The organism is Pseudomonas lactucae (genome assembly GCF_016937615.1).
Lineage (GTDB): Bacteria > Pseudomonadota > Gammaproteobacteria > Pseudomonadales > Pseudomonadaceae > Aquipseudomonas > Aquipseudomonas lactucae.
The window spans coordinates 1-13,768 of sequence record NZ_JAFHKI010000238.1; the positions used below are offsets into that span (position 1 = coordinate 1).

Genomic DNA, 13,768 nt, shown 5'->3' on the forward strand with positions numbered 1-13,768 from the left:
TACCACCGAAAGCACCGTATTCGATTTGCAACAGCTGAGTTTTCAAGCGCCCGGCGCCCAAAAAACAACTGGCCGGCCGACCTGCAAGTGACCCTGCACACCGCCGAACAAGCCGGTTCGGCGGTGGCGTTCTACCCCGACGGCAGCTCCACCGGCGGCAACCTGTTGTTGGCCAATGGCAGCCGGCGCTGGCGCATCGATATTGGCTGGCTGACCGGCAGCGTGCAGTCCAGGACGTTGCCATGAAGCATCAGCGCGGGTTCACCCTCCTGGAAATGCTCGCCGCGCTGACGTTGATGGCGATCTGTAGCACGGTGCTGCTGGTCGCCTTCGGCCAGAGTGCGCGCTCGCTGTCGCAGGTGGCCCATAGCGACCGCCTTACCCATGCGGCCTTGAGCGTGATGGACCAGGAGGGCGCGGGGCCCTTGGCCAACGGCACCCGCCAGGGCGAGCTGGATGGCATCGCCTGGCAATTACGCATTGCTCAACAGCCCGCTCGTGTCGGCCAGGCCCCTCTGTTTCGCCTGGACCTGAGTATCAGCGAAGGCCCGCGCCAGGCGCAGTTCAGTACCTTGAAGCTGCGCGCCGCCGGGGCCGGTTTGTGAGGCGGCGCCAGCAGGGGTTCACCTTGCTCGAGATCATGATCGTGCTCAGCCTGCTCGGGGTGCTGCTGACCTTGGTCGGCGGTGCGTTGCTCGGTGCCAATCGTGCGGTGCTAAAAGCCCAGCGCTACACGGTCAGCCTGGATGAAATGCGCGCCGCGCAGCAGTTTTTACGCACCGCCATCAGTGAGGCGTTGCCGCTGGATGTGACCGAGGACGACAGCCAGGTCGATGGTTTTTTCGCCGGAGGCCCGCAGCGCATGCAGTTTGTCGCGACCTTGCCCGGCGTGCTCGGCGGCGGCATCCAGCGCTTCACCTTGCAGTTGACCGGCCCCGAGGCATCGCGCGATTTGCAGGTGGCGTTCGCGCAGTTTGAGTCCAAGGCGCAGGTCAGCGTGCCGGCGTCACGCAGCGAGCCGCAGGTGTTGCTCAAGGGCGTCGAGGATTTGCAGTTCAGCTATCGCGGCCTGTCGCCCAAGGGCCAGGCCACCGGCTGGATCAATGAGTGGCCGTGGACCAAGCGCTTGCCCTATGCGGTGCGGATCAGTGCACGAGTGAACGGGCCGGTGCCCTGGGTGACCCAGGTGGTTGCCTTGCGCCTGAACCTGTCCGGCGGGGCGCCTGAATGATCAAGCATCAACGCGGTGTCGCGCTGTTATTGGTGCTGTGGGTGCTGGCCTTGCTCAGCCTGTTGCTCGGTGGCCTCGCCGGTTGGGTGCAGCTGGAAACACGCCAGGCGGCATGGCATCGCCAGCACACCCAGGCGGTGTTGGCCGCCGAGGCAGGCGTGGCGTTGGCTCTGCAAGGCTTGCTCGACCCCCAGCAACGCAAACAATGGATTGCCGACGGGCGTGAAATCCCGTTGGTGTTTGACGACGCGCAACTGCACGTCAGCCTGCGTAGCGAGCGCGGCGGGTTGTACCTCAACAGCGCCGAAGTCGCTGACTTCGCGCGTCTGGCCCTGGCGTGCGGTGCCACCCAGGCCCAGGCCAGGCAACTGGCCAGGGCGCTGGAGGTGCGGCGCAACCAGGGCCTGGCGCCGTTTCGGGTGGTGGAAGAAGTGCGGCAGTTGCCGGGCATGACCCAGGCGCTGTACAGCGCACTGGTGCCGCAAATCAGCCTGTGGAGCGGCCTCGACCGGCCCGATCCGGCCTTCGCCAGCCCATTGATGCGCCACGCACTCAACCTGCCGCATCAGAGTGCAGTGGGCGTCGACCCCGGCGAGGTGCTGGTGGTCAGCAGCCGCGCACAACGCCCCGGCGGTTATCACGCCCAAGTGCAAGCCACGGTTTTATTGAGTCCCGCGCAAGGTAGCGCACAACCTTATCGAGTATTGCGTTGGCAAGAATGACTGAACACTTAACCGCGCGGCTGGAGGCGTTGGCCGAGCCGATTGCCCGGCGCTGGCACGGCAGCCTGCTGCAACAGGGCTGGCGCCTGTGGCTCAAGGAGCTGCGTGGCTGCCTGCCCGGCTGGTTGTCCTTGCGCGACATCCCCGAGCACATTTACCCGTGGCCGATCACTGCCCCCGTGGCAATACCCACCGGCGAGGCGCGCCAGGTGCTGTTGCTGGCGCCTGACGCCGTGCTGGCGCAAACCCTGCAACTGCCCGTGGCTGCGGCGCGCAACCTGTCGACGGTGGTCGGTTATGAACTGGACCGCTTCACCCCGTTCGAGGCCGCGCAACTGTACTTCGTTGCGCGTCAGGAGCGCCGCACAGCCAGCCAAGTGCAGGTGACGCTGGTGGCGATCCTGCGTGAGCGCCTGGACCAGATCCTCAGCGACTGCGCCGCCCTCGGCCTGCAACCGCATGCCGTGGATGTGGCCGATGGCGCCGGCAGGCCGATGGGCATCGACTTGTTGCCGGTACCCTTGCGCCCACGCCAACGTCCAGCGGGCAAAGGCTTGCAACGCAGCTTGCCGTGGCTGTGCGGTGCCTTGCTGATTGCCGCCATGCTGCTGTGGCTCGACGACCGCCAACGCGTGCTCGACGCCATGCGGCACAGCGTGCGCGTACAGAAGGCCGAGGTTGCCGAAATCCAGGCGCTGCGCCAGCAACTGCTCAATACCCGAGGCGCCGCGCAGTACCTGATCCGCCGCAAAATGGCCCAGCCGCCATTGGCCGCGTTGCTCAATGAACTGACCGTCTGCCTGCCGCCCGACACCTGGATCGACCAGTTGGAAGTCAGCGACGGCGCCGAGGTGTCGTTCTCCGGACAAAGCGCCAAGGCCAGTGCGTTGATCACCCGCATCAAGAGCTGCCACAGCCTGGAAAACGCCCAGTTCGAAGGAGTGATCCAACCCGATGCACACACCGGCAAGGATCAGTTCTCCTTGCGCGCCCACCTGCACCAGGAGGCCGCCGATGCGCCGTCCACTGACACCCCGTGAGCGCCGTGGCGCGGCCTTGATCGGCCTGGCCGTGGTGCTCGGTGCCGCTTACTGGTTGTTGATCGACAGCTGGTTCGCCGGCCCCTTGCGCGCCATGGGCGAGCAGGCCGAACAACTGCGCGAGCAGCAACAACGTTATGCCGGGGTATTGCGCCAGCGTGACGGCCTGCGCGAGCAGCTCGAACAGGCCCGCCAGGACCCGGCCAGCAGCACCAGCCTGTTGCCCGGCGATGACCCCAGCGCGGTCGCGGCCGACCTGATGCAACGCATCGCCGACCTGATCAACAGCCGCGCCGGCCTCGGTGGCGGCTGCAGCCTGACCCAGCGCATGCCGATCACCCCGGAGCAGGACGATGCCGAGCCTTATCGACAGGTCAAAGTCAGCCTGACCCTCAACTGCGCCATCGAACCCCTGACCGCGATCCTGCATGAGCTGGAGTACCAGCGCCCGTTTCTGTTCGTCGATGAAATGAGCATCCGTCGCCGCCCGGACGCGCCCGCCACCGGCGGCGCCGGCAAACTGGTGGTGCACCTGCTGGTGCGCGGTTACCTGCAACCGGCCGGTGCGCGGCAGGTGGTCCCATGATCAATGTGTTGCGCCCGATTGAGTGGGTTTTGCTCGGCGTGTCCGCCGCCTTGGGCGTGCTGATGCTAGGCATCTTGAGCAACATCGGCGACGCGCCGCAGTGGCTGCCGGAACCTGAGCCTGCCGCCCATGCCAATGCCGCGGCCAAGGTGCTGACCGCGCCGGACGTCACCCTCGACAGCCTGGCCGGTACCTGGCAGACGCCGCTGTTCAGCGGCGACCGCAGCCCGGATCGCACGGTGGGCCAGGCGGCGGTATCCAGCCTGTCGAGCCTGACCCTCACCGGCATCGTGCTGGACGGCGACCTGCGCGTGGCACTGCTCAAGCGCGCCGATGGCCCGCCGCTGAAAGTCCACCAGAACCAGACCCTGCCCAACGGTTGGCGCCTGGACCACCTGACCCAGCGCGATGCGCGCTTTGTGCTCGATGGCCGCAGTCAAACCCTGAGCCTGCGAGCCTTGCGTCTACCGCCGCCGTCGACCACGCCCCCAATTACCCTTCCTCACGAGTCCGCCCCTTGATCGATACCTACCCTGGCGCCTTGCGCACCACCGTGCTTTGCCTGGCAACCGCTGTTTCCCTGGCGGGCTGCGGGACATTCCCCGACCACCTCGACCCGGACGAGGCCCTGTTGCACGAAGCGATGCAGGGCACCGGTTCGCAACGCTCGCCCGTGGATCCGGCCAGTGAACAAGCGCCGGTCAACAGCGGCCAACCCCAGGCCAAGACGCCGCCGCAACGCCAGTTGATTCGCGGCAACCAGCAGTTCGTGCGTCAGCCGGCGGTGTCGGCGGCGAAGGCGGAGGGCGGCGGTGACATCGTGTTCAATTTTGCCGACCAGCCGATCGAGGCGGTGATCAACAGCGTGATGGGCGACCTGCTGCACGAGAACTACAGCATCGCCCAGGGCGTGAAGGGCAATGTGAGTTTTTCCACCTCCAAACCGGTGAACAAGCAGCAGGCGCTGTCGATCCTCGAAACCCTGTTGTCCTGGACCGACAACGCCATGATCAAACAGGGCAACCGCTACGTGATCCTGCCGGCCAACCAGGCGGTGGCGGGTAAGCTGGTGCCCGAGATGCGCGTGTCGCAGCCCTCCAGCGGCTTGTCGGCACGCCTGTTTCCGCTACGTTATATCTCCGCCACCGAGATGCAGAAACTGCTCAAGCCGTTTGCCCGCGAGAACGCGTTTTTGCTGGTGGACCCGGCGCGCAATGTGCTGAGCCTGGCCGGTACGCCTGAGGAACTGGCCAACTATCAGGACACCATCGACACCTTCGACGTGGACTGGCTCAAGGGCATGTCCGTCGGGGTGTTCGGCCTGCAACGCGCGTCGGTGGCCGAGCTGATGCCCGAGCTGCAAAAGATGTTCGGCCCCGACAGCGGCATGCCCCTGGCGGGCATGGTGCGCTTCCTGCCCATCGAGCGCACCAACTCGGTGGTGGCGATCTCCTCGCAACCGCAATACCTGAGCGAAGTGGGCGACTGGATCCACACCATCGACGAAGGCGGCGGCAACGAGCCGCAGATGTACGTCTATGACGTGCGCAACATGAAAGCCAGCGACCTGGCCAAGTACCTGCGGCAGATCTACGGCACGGGCGCGATCAAGGACGACGCCCCGGCCAAGGTTGCCCCCGGTTTGCGCACCGCGACACTGTCGTCGCCTGGTACCAACAGCACGTCCGGCAGCACGCCGGGTGGGCTGAGCAACAACCTCAATGGCAACCAACCCGCCGCGGAAGATGAGGAGCAGGAGCCCGAAGCCGAGCAGGACAACGCCGAGCAGGGCCCCAGCGACGACGCCCCGGCCAAAAGCCTCGACGCCGGCACCCGCATCACCGCGCAAAAAAGCAGTAACCAACTGCTGGTGCGCACCCGCCCTGTGCAGTGGAAGGAGATCGAATCGGCGATCAAGCGCCTCGACAATCCGCCGCTGCAAGTGCAGATCGAAACTCGCATCCTCGAAGTCAAACTCACCGGCGAACTGGACCTGGGCGTGCAGTGGTACCTGGGCCGCTTGGCGGGCAATTCCACCAGCACCACCGTGGCCAACGCTTCCGGCAGCCAAGGCGCGCTGGGCCGTGGCGGCGCCGGGTTGGGCGCGGCGGATTCGTTGTTCTACTCCTTCGTCAGCTCCAACCTGCAAGTGGCATTGCATGCGCTGGAAACCAACGGCCGCACCCAGGTGTTGTCGGCGCCGTCGCTGGTGGTGATGAACAACCAGCCGGCGCAGATTCAGGTGGGGGACAACATTCCCATCAGCCAGACCACGGTGAATACCGGCACCTCCGACACGACGTTGAGCAGCGTCGAATATGTGCAGACCGGGGTGATCCTGGATGTGGTGCCGCGTATCAACCCGGGCGGGCTGGTGTACATGGATATTCAGCAGCAGGTCAGCGACGCGCAGGACCAGGCGACCACCAACGGCGACACGCCGGCCAATCCCCGTATTTCCACGCGGTCGGTGTCGACCCAGGTGGCGGTGCAGAGCGGGCAGACGGTGTTGCTGGGGGGGTTGATCAAACAGGACAACGCCGACACGGTAAGTGCCGTGCCGTACCTGGGCAAGATTCCGGGGTTGCGGTGGCTGTTTGGGAGCACCAGTAAGTCCAAGGACCGTACCGAATTGATTGTGTTGATTACACCGAGGGTGATTACCAGCAGTAGCCAGGCGCGGCAGGTGACGGATGATTATCGGCAGCAGATGCAGCTGTTGCGGCCGGAGAAAAACTGAAGGAATTCGGTTGGCAAGGTCCGTCACCGTACCCCCGGCCGGACTGCCTGATTCAGCGAGGGGCGACGCTTGGACTTGCCCGCTATCGCGGCGTGGTCTCTACACATCGTTAGCGAACCCCCTCTACGCATTATTCTGTTGAAGGTGTTTGGATAGCCATTTGGGTCACTCACCAAACCCCACAATTGCCTTGGTCTCCAGATACTCCTCGAAACCCACCACCCCATACTCCCGACCATTCCCCGAGCGCTTGTAGCCGCCAAACGGCGCCAGCGGGTTCCACGCGGGGTAGTTCAGGTGCACCTGCCCGGCGCGAATCCGCGATGCCACGGCACGTGCCTGTGTCAGGTCGTGCCCCTGGACGTGGGCGCCCAGCCCGTAGACCGTGTCGTTGGCGATGGCGACCGCTTCGTCCAGCGTCTCATAGGCAATGATGCACAGCACCGGGCCGAATATTTCTTCCTGGGCAATGCGCATGGCGTTGTCCACGTTAGAGAAAACAGTCGGTCGGGTAAAGAAACCCGTGTCAAACCCCGCCACACGCCCAGGCCCGCCGCACACCAGTTTGGCGCCCTCGTCGAGGCCGGCCTGGATCATGGCCTGGACGCGATGGAACTGGGCCTCGTTGGCAATCGGGCCCAACTGGGTGTCCGGCGATTGCGGGTCGCCGACGATGAGTGCATTCGCGGTGGCTGCGGCCAGGGTTTCGACTTCGGCCAGACGGTTTGCGGGCACGATCATTCGGGTCGGCGCGCTGCACGATTGCCCGACGTTGCGAAACGCCGACATCACGCCCAGCGGCACGGCCTTGGCGAAGTCGGCGTCGGGCAGCAAAACATTCGGCGATTTGCCGCCCAGCTCCTGAGTCACACGCTTCACCGTCGGCGCGGCCGCTTGTGCAACCAGTGCGCCGGCGCGGTTGGAGCCGGTGATCGAAATCATATCGATATCCGGATGGGCTGCCATCGCCGCGCCCACCTCGGCGCCGCTGCCATTCACCAGGTTGAACACGCCAGGCGGCAGGCCGGCGTCATGCACCAGTTGGGCAAACAGAAGGGCGCTCAGCGGTGACAGCTCGCTGGGTTTCAACACCACGGTACAGCCGGCGGCGATGGCCGGGGCGACCTTCGCGGTGATCTGATACAACGGCCAGTTCCACGGCGTGATGAGACCGCACACGCCGATGGGCTCGCGCTCAATGGCAGTGCCGCCTTCGACGGTTTGGAAACGATAACTGGACAACAAGTCACGGGCGACCCGAACGTGTTCGGCGGCCAGCGGCACCTGCATCGCCCGAGCAAAACCGATGGCGGCGCCCATTTCCAGGCAGAGCGCTTGCGCGAGTTGCTCTTTGCGTTCAAGGATCAACTCATGGATTTTCCCCAGCATCTGCGCTCTTGCGGCGGCGGGGGTGGCCGACCACCCGGCAAACGCTGCGCGCGCGGCTGCCACGGCCCGGTCAACATCCTCGGCAGACCCGCGCGCAACTTGGGCAACCACCTCCTCGGTCGCCGGATTGACCACCGGCAAACTGGCCGCAATGGCCGGGTACACCCAGCGGCCGTCGATGTAAAACTGCTGCGACGTTGGCGAATCAAGGCTGTCGCTGAGCGATGTGTGAGTGGTCATCCAACTGGCTCCCTGGAGCGGTAATAGGCGCTGCGCGTGGCACGGCCCGGTGTCTGGCTAAGCTAGCAAAAGGTGTCAGGCCAAAGATGCCGTTATTCAACCCTGCAAGGGAGAATCTGCTGAATCCGGCAGGCTGCCATACTTCTTTGTGGCGACCGTGCAGTTGTGGTGCGCGGGGCTTGTCCTGATGCCAGTCAGTTAAGGGCGAACACAGGTCACTTTTTACCCTTTCAACTTCTTAACTGACAGGCATTAGGGCTTGCCCCGCTCACTACGACCGCTAGCTGATCCATGTTTTCGACGGTTGGGTAAACCGCCGGATATCGAACGGGCTGATCAAGGTACTGGTGCTGCCGGTACTGATCAGTTCGGCCATCACATCCCCCACACCGGGGCCCAGCTGGAAACCGTGGCCACAGAAGCCGAAGGCGTAAAACAGCCCCTCCACGACGCCGCTCGGGCCCATCACCGGCAGGGAGTCCGGGGTGTAGCTTTCGATGCCGCTCCACACGCGGATGATGTTCAGTTTTTCGGCGCCCGGTAGCAGTCGCTTCATCTGGCGCATCTGGTTGAGCAGGCTCTCGGGCTTGAAAAACGCGCGTCGGTTGAGCATGTCCGGTGTGCAGCGGGCACCGCCGCCGATGATGATGTTGCCGCGTGGGATCTGGCGGAAGTAGATCACCTCTTCCTTGATCTTGGTGAACACGCCGATCACGGTCTTCAACGCGTAGGGCACCGGTTCCGTGACCGACATCTGCGGGCCGTTGGGCTCCAGCGGCACCGGTTCGCCAAAGCGCTCGGACAAGCGCGCGGCCCAGGCACCGGCGCTAATCAACAGCTGCTCGGCGACGAACAGTTGCCCATCGGTGGTGGTGACGTGGAACAGTCCATTGACCTTTTCCACGTCGGCGACTTCGGTTTTTTCCTCGATTCGCGCACCGAGGCGCCGGGCGGCGCGGGCAAATGCCGGTGCGGCCAGGCGTGGGTTGGCGTGGCCGTCGTGGGGCGCGTAGGAGCCGCCCTTGACGTCCGAGCCGAGGAAGCCGAAACGCTGATGCAACTCGGCACCGCGATAAATCTTCAGGTCCAGTTGCGCGGCTTCCGGCGCAGCGGCGTAGGCCTCAAGCTCGGCGATTTCATCGTCGCGATAACACACGCGCATGTGGCCGCTGGGGATAAATTCCAGGTCATCGTCGATCAGTTCCGGCAAGCGTTTCCACAGCGCCCAAGAACGATTGGCCAGCGCCAGTTGCCCCAGATAGCGGCCCTGGCGGCGCACATTGCCGAAGTTGACGCCGCTGGCGTACTGACCGATCTGGTCGCGTTCCAGCAGCGTGACCGAGCAGCCGCGCCGCCGCAGGAAAAACGCCGACGAGGCGCCCATGATGCCGCCGCCGATGATCAGCACGTCGCTTTTTTGTGGCGTCATGGGCACTGCTCCTGTGCGATACGGGCCATGGCGTCGATTTCGATCAGGTAACCATGATGCAGCGCCGGCACAGGCACCACGCGCGCGCCGGTTTGTGCTCGCCCAGGTAGCGCGCGTAGATCCGGTCAAAGGCTGGCCAGTGTTGTATGTCGACGACATACACCGTCACTTTGAGCAGGTCGCGCTGGCTCAGGCCCGCTTCGTCCAGGATCGCCAGCAGGTTATCCAGGGCAATCGACGCTTGAACCTCGAACGGTTGCCCGCTGCTGTGCTCGCCATTGGCGCGTACCGGCAGCTGCCCCGAAACATACAGCACGCCTGCGTGCGCGACCGCCTGGGCATAGTGCCCGCCCGGCGCTGCTGCGTGGGGGCTGAAGATCGTGTGGATGTGATTACCAGCCATGCAGGCGACTCCAGGTATGCAGCGTGCCATCGGCGGCCACGGCGTGATAGTCCGGGAACTGCGCACCGGTGGCGCAGGCGTGATTGGGCAGGATGCGCAGCCGACTGCCGATCGGGAATCGCGTGACAAGCGTCTCGTGTTGGGCTGTGCCCAGGCTGATGATGCCGTGCTCCTGGTTGGCGCCGCTGAACTGCGCGCCTTCGATCCAGTCGCCCGCTTCGTTGCACACCTGGCCATAACCGAAGTCGTGCCGCTGGCGCTGCGTGCCGCGGTCACGGCTCATGGCCATCCAGCCGGCGTCGGTGATGATCCAACCTTTGTCCGGTTGATGGCCGATGACGCTGGTCAATACGCTCAGCGCCAACTCGTCGGCCTGGCACACACCGATGTTGTGCATGACCAGATCGAAGAACACGTAGACGCCGGCGCGTACTTCCGTGACGCCGTCCAGGTTCAAGGCCGAGAGGGCGGTGGGGGTCGAGCCGATGCTGACCTCGGCACACGCCACCCCGATGGCGCGGATGTTTTCTGCGGCGCGTACGCAGAGCCGACGTTCCTGTTCGGCCAGCGCTTGCAGGGCTGGCGGGTTGTCCAGCTCGTAGCTGGAGCCGGCGTGGGTCATCACGCCACGCAGGTGCATGCCGCCGTTACTGAGCGACTGCGCGACCTCCAGCAGTGCAGGGGCGTCGGCGGCCAGTCCGGAGCGATGGCCGTCGCAGTCGATTTCGATCCACATGTCGAATCGTTCATCCTGCTGCTGTGCAAACGCGACGATAGCCTCGGCGCCTGCAACACTGTCGGTCAGCAGGCTGAGGTTGCAGCCTTGGCGGCGCAGGGCCAGGGCCTGGGGCAATTTGCCCGGTGCGATGGCGACGGCATAGAACACGTCGCGGATGCCGGCGGCGAAACAATGCTCCGCTTCCTTGAGGGTGGACACGGTAACGCCGCTGGCCCCGGCGGCTATCTGTGCGTGGATCACCGGCAGGCATTTGCTGGTCTTGATGTGCGGGCGCAAACGCACGCCCAGTTCGTTCAGGCGCTGTTGCATACGCTGGATATTGCGCTGCATTCGCGGGATATCGATAAGTGCGGCGGGCGTGTCGAGGGAAGCAATCGGCGTGGGCATGGCGAAGCTCGCGTGGCTGGGTACTGGTTGCACTCTACTCAGCTGTCGTTAACCTGTGGTTCAATCAGGTTTAATCAATCCTTAAGTAAACTTTAATGATTTCCATCGAAGACCTGCGCCTGGCAGTCACCCTGGCGCGCTCTGAGTCATTGAGTGCCGCCGCCAGAACCCTGAATGTCTCGCCGCCGGCGCTGTCCATGCGCTTGCGTAAGCTGGAGACGCTGCTCGGGCTGACCCTGGCCAATCGCGATGCGCGCCGCCTCAGCCTCACGGCGGATGGTGAGCGCTTCTCGCGGGAAAGCGCGCTGTTGCTGGAACAGTTGGAGGCGTGCCGGAGTCGTTCCGGCAGAAGGACGAAACACTGGTGGGCACTTTGCGGCTGGCGGCACCCTTTGGTTATGGTCGGCAGCGCATCGCACCGCTGTTGGCGCGGTTTGCCAAACTGCATCCGCAGCTGTGCCTGCACCTGGATTTGCGCGAGACACCCTGGCCGGATCGGCATGACAGCGATGCGGTGATTCACATCGGCCATCTCAATGACAGCCTGTGGACCGCGCGGACACTGACGCTCAACGAGCGTTGGCTATGCGCGAGCCCGGCCTACCTGCAAGCGCACGGCGTGCCGTCTTCGCCGGACGAGCTGGCGTCCCATCGCTGCATTTGCATTCGTGAAAACGATGAAGACGTCACCCTGTGGCACCTGCGCAAGGGGCAGGGCCGCAAGACGCTGCGCGTGGAGCCGGCGTTGTTGAGCAACGACGGCAGCGTCGCCCGGCGTTGGGCCGAGCAAGGCTTGGGGTTGGTGCTGCGTTCGCAGTGGGACGTGAGCGACGCTGTGGCCAGCGGTAGCCTGGTGCGCGTGTTGGCGCACTGGAGCTTTGATAGCGCGCCGATCCTGCTGCTGGTGCCGTCGCGCAAACTGCGCAGTCCGCGTGTCCAGGCGTTGGTGGCGTTTCTGGAAGAGGCACTGAAAACCTGAGTTACTTCACGGCGTAGACCTTGCGCACATACACCCTGCTGGTCCAGGCACACGGCGCGCCTTTGGCCACGAACACCGTGTCGCCGGTATTGACGGTGACCTCGCCACCCGCGTCGTCATGCAGAGTGACGGCGCCTTCGAGCAGGTGCATCAATTCATGCAATTTGTGCGGCCGGCGTGGCGGGCGTAGGGCGTCGAATCCCAGATACCGACGCGCAATTCGGTCAAGGCATCGTCGAACAGATTGAGCGCGCGGCACTGCGGGGCGGGGCCGATCAGGATGGCCGGTTCCGGTGCGGCGGACGGGTTGAGCTGGGGGTAAGGTTCGAGCAGGGTGAGCCCCGGGCAGGTGGGGGCATCGGCTTGGTCGACGGCGCAGAACGCCCATCGGCTGCCCGCGCTCGCCTGCACCTTGAGACGTGTGCCACGACCGATCACGGCGCTGCCGCCGACATCCAGTTTCAGCGTCTGTTGCGCACTGCTGAGCACCACCTGCCCTGCGTGCACCACCAGAGTTTCGCTGTGGGGGAAATCGTCGATCACCGCTTCGCCGCTGAACGGCACCAGGCCTGCGCACACGCCATCGTCGCCGCGCCAGGCGAGTCGGCGGCTGTCGCCGAACGGGTCCGACGTGCTCAGGGCCCCGGGGGTGAACGACGTGGCAACGCGGCTGCCGTCGGCGCGTGCCAACAGCAGGATACGGGGAGATGACATGGGCAACGCTCCGGGAGAAAAGTCAGCCGATCGCCTGGGTGATCAAGGCAAAGGGGTATACGCCTTGGCTGGGCTGGGGCGGTGTGCCCATGGCCATTTGCGCGACGGTGTCGATGTTTTTCAGGCCCGCGTTTTCCAGCCAGTCGTTCAGACCGCAAGCGACGGGAATGTCGATGCGTACAAAGGCGTCCTGCAGCGGGGCCAGCAATGTGCCGATCAGATACTTGGCCTGCTCGATGTTTTCGGCCACCACCGGGCCGATGCAGCGCCCACGCCCAAACGGTCGCAACAGCGCGAAGCCGCGTAGCTGACCATCGCGCTCGATCCCCACGGCGTGCTCCACCTGCACGTCACGCAATACGTCACGGCGGTCCAGCCCGCTGGCGGCTTTGGCGAGCGCGAGCAGGGCGGTGTGGTCGTGCGCGTCAAGCGCGCGGCAGCTCTCGCCCTGGGCCAATGCCGGCACGCGGGCACCTGCACCGGGCCCTGATGTTGTTGCACATGACCGAACTCGACAAACCCCTGGCTGGCATACAACGGCGCACCGGCGAGGGTCGCATTGAGCACCGGCGTGCGCGAACCGCAAGCGGCAATGGCCTTCTCCATCAAGCGACGGCCGATGCCCTGGCCTTGATAGTCATTGCTGACGATCACCAGGCCGATGGTGGCGTAATCGCCCTGGGGGCAGGTGAAGGCACTGCCGATCAGCCGCTCGCCGTCCATTACCACGAAACCGTCGCTGACCCGTTGCAACATCGCCCAGTCTTCCTGGCGGTGGGGCCATTTGAGTTGCGCCGACAAGTCGTGAGCGGCGGGCAGGTCGGCCGGGGTCATTGGGCGATAGATATAAGAGGGATGTGGCAGGGCGGACATGGCGAGCCTCCATAAAGCGGTGTTTTTCAGAGCGAGGAGGCTTGTATCCCATCTGGTTTGAAGGCTGGCAAGAGGGACATGAATATTCGGTAGATTCCTGGGGCCGTGAGGGGGTGAGGCCACAGGTACTACTTAATTTTTGTGGGGCGGCGGCAGTAAATGCCATGAGGCCTTTCTGATAACGCGGCGGCCTTGGAACCTTCAAATGAGGGAGGGACTTGCCCCGATGAGCATGGGTATCTACACAACTGCGTGCTGTTGCTGTTGCTCTGGCCGTGGCTCTGGCTCTGGCTCTG

The 13,768-nt window shown here is 64.6% G+C and carries 10 protein-coding genes and 5 pseudogenes; 9 read left to right on the top strand and 6 right to left on the bottom strand.

Features of this window, described 5'->3' with window-relative positions; genetic code table 11:
- The 8 genes and pseudogenes from JWR98_RS28750 to gspD form a co-directional block, all read left to right on the top strand.
- Positions 1–246 (top strand): annotated as a pseudogene (locus tag JWR98_RS28750) (GspH/FimT family pseudopilin); the annotation flags it as partial.
- Entirely contained in the window at positions 243–605 is a 363-nt protein-coding gene (locus JWR98_RS28755; protein WP_078733879.1) for a prepilin-type N-terminal cleavage/methylation domain-containing protein, read from the top strand. The pseudogene JWR98_RS28750 and the gene JWR98_RS28755, both read left to right, overlap by 4 nt.
- A complete protein-coding gene (locus JWR98_RS28760; RefSeq protein WP_078733878.1) occupies positions 602–1,231 on the top strand; it encodes a prepilin-type N-terminal cleavage/methylation domain-containing protein in 630 nt (209 codons plus the stop codon). The genes JWR98_RS28755 and JWR98_RS28760 overlap by 4 nt, the downstream gene beginning before the upstream one ends.
- A complete protein-coding gene (locus tag JWR98_RS28765) occupies positions 1,228–1,953 on the top strand; it encodes a general secretion pathway protein GspK (RefSeq protein ID WP_078733877.1) in 726 nt (241 codons plus the stop codon). Before JWR98_RS28760 ends, JWR98_RS28765 begins: the two co-directional genes overlap by 4 nt.
- On the top strand, positions 1,950–2,993 hold the full coding sequence (locus tag JWR98_RS28770) for a PilN domain-containing protein (protein WP_205491854.1): 1,044 nt from the start codon (positions 1,950–1,952) through the stop codon (positions 2,991–2,993). The genes JWR98_RS28765 and JWR98_RS28770 overlap by 4 nt, the downstream gene beginning before the upstream one ends.
- Entirely contained in the window at positions 2,968–3,579 is a 612-nt protein-coding gene (gene gspM / locus JWR98_RS28775) for a type II secretion system protein GspM (RefSeq protein ID WP_205491856.1), read from the top strand. The genes JWR98_RS28770 and gspM overlap by 26 nt, the downstream gene beginning before the upstream one ends.
- The gene (locus JWR98_RS28780; protein ID WP_205491858.1) at positions 3,576–4,100 is read left to right on the top strand and encodes a general secretion pathway protein GspN; all 525 of its coding nucleotides are present in this window, start codon (positions 3,576–3,578) and stop codon (positions 4,098–4,100) included. The genes gspM and JWR98_RS28780 overlap by 4 nt, the downstream gene beginning before the upstream one ends.
- On the top strand, positions 4,097–6,319 hold the full coding sequence (gene gspD, locus JWR98_RS28785; protein WP_078733873.1) for a type II secretion system secretin GspD: 2,223 nt from the start codon (positions 4,097–4,099) through the stop codon (positions 6,317–6,319). The genes JWR98_RS28780 and gspD overlap by 4 nt, the downstream gene beginning before the upstream one ends.
- A 165-nt stretch (positions 6,320–6,484) precedes the next feature.
- Here gspD and JWR98_RS28790 read toward each other — a convergent pair whose 3' ends face one another.
- The 4 genes and pseudogenes from JWR98_RS28790 to JWR98_RS28805 all read right to left on the bottom strand — a co-directional run bounded on the left by JWR98_RS28790 (position 6,485) and on the right by JWR98_RS28805 (position 10,906).
- A complete protein-coding gene (locus tag JWR98_RS28790; RefSeq protein WP_078733872.1) occupies positions 6,485–7,948 on the bottom strand; it encodes an aldehyde dehydrogenase family protein in 1,464 nt (487 codons plus the stop codon).
- Between the two features lie 280 nt (positions 7,949–8,228).
- The gene (locus tag JWR98_RS28795) at positions 8,229–9,377 is read right to left on the bottom strand and encodes an NAD(P)/FAD-dependent oxidoreductase (RefSeq protein ID WP_078733871.1); all 1,149 of its coding nucleotides are present in this window, start codon (positions 9,375–9,377) and stop codon (positions 8,229–8,231) included.
- Positions 9,374–9,780, bottom strand: a pseudogene (locus tag JWR98_RS28800) (RidA family protein). The gene JWR98_RS28795 and the pseudogene JWR98_RS28800 overlap by 4 nt, the downstream one beginning before the upstream one ends.
- A complete protein-coding gene (locus JWR98_RS28805; protein ID WP_205491860.1) occupies positions 9,770–10,906 on the bottom strand; it encodes a DSD1 family PLP-dependent enzyme in 1,137 nt (378 codons plus the stop codon). The pseudogene JWR98_RS28800 and the gene JWR98_RS28805 overlap by 11 nt, the downstream one beginning before the upstream one ends.
- A gap of 95 nt (positions 10,907–11,001) precedes the next feature.
- Between JWR98_RS28805 and JWR98_RS28810 the strand changes: the two are divergent.
- Positions 11,002–11,885: pseudogene (locus JWR98_RS28810) on the top strand (LysR family transcriptional regulator).
- 1 nt (position 11,886) lies between these two features.
- On the opposite strand, the pseudogene JWR98_RS28815 reads toward JWR98_RS28810, so the two are convergent.
- Both JWR98_RS28815 and JWR98_RS28820 read right to left on the bottom strand, forming a co-directional pair.
- Positions 11,887–12,599, bottom strand: a pseudogene (locus JWR98_RS28815) (cupin domain-containing protein).
- A gap of 22 nt (positions 12,600–12,621) precedes the next feature.
- Positions 12,622–13,472, bottom strand: a pseudogene (locus tag JWR98_RS28820) (GNAT family N-acetyltransferase).
- Positions 13,473–13,768: the final 296 nt, after the last annotated feature.

Excerpts from the sequence above, each read along its gene's own strand:
- gspM (WP_205491856.1), top strand. The coding sequence starts at position 2,968 with ATGCGCCGTCCACTGACACCCCGTGAGCGCCGTGGCGCGGCCTTGATC.
- JWR98_RS28765 (WP_078733877.1), top strand. The coding sequence starts at position 1,228 with ATGATCAAGCATCAACGCGGTGTCGCGCTGTTATTGGTGCTGTGGGTG.
- JWR98_RS28755 (WP_078733879.1), top strand. The coding sequence starts at position 243 with ATGAAGCATCAGCGCGGGTTCACCCTCCTGGAAATGCTCGCCGCGCTG.
- JWR98_RS28795 (WP_078733871.1), bottom strand. The coding sequence starts at position 9,377 with ATGACGCCACAAAAAAGCGACGTGCTGATCATCGGCGGCGGCATCATG.
- JWR98_RS28790 (WP_078733872.1), bottom strand. The coding sequence starts at position 7,948 with ATGACCACTCACACATCGCTCAGCGACAGCCTTGATTCGCCAACGTCG.
- JWR98_RS28770 (WP_205491854.1), top strand. The coding sequence starts at position 1,950 with ATGACTGAACACTTAACCGCGCGGCTGGAGGCGTTGGCCGAGCCGATT.
- JWR98_RS28805 (WP_205491860.1), bottom strand. The coding sequence starts at position 10,906 with ATGCCCACGCCGATTGCTTCCCTCGACACGCCCGCCGCACTTATCGAT.
- JWR98_RS28780 (WP_205491858.1), top strand. The coding sequence starts at position 3,576 with ATGATCAATGTGTTGCGCCCGATTGAGTGGGTTTTGCTCGGCGTGTCC.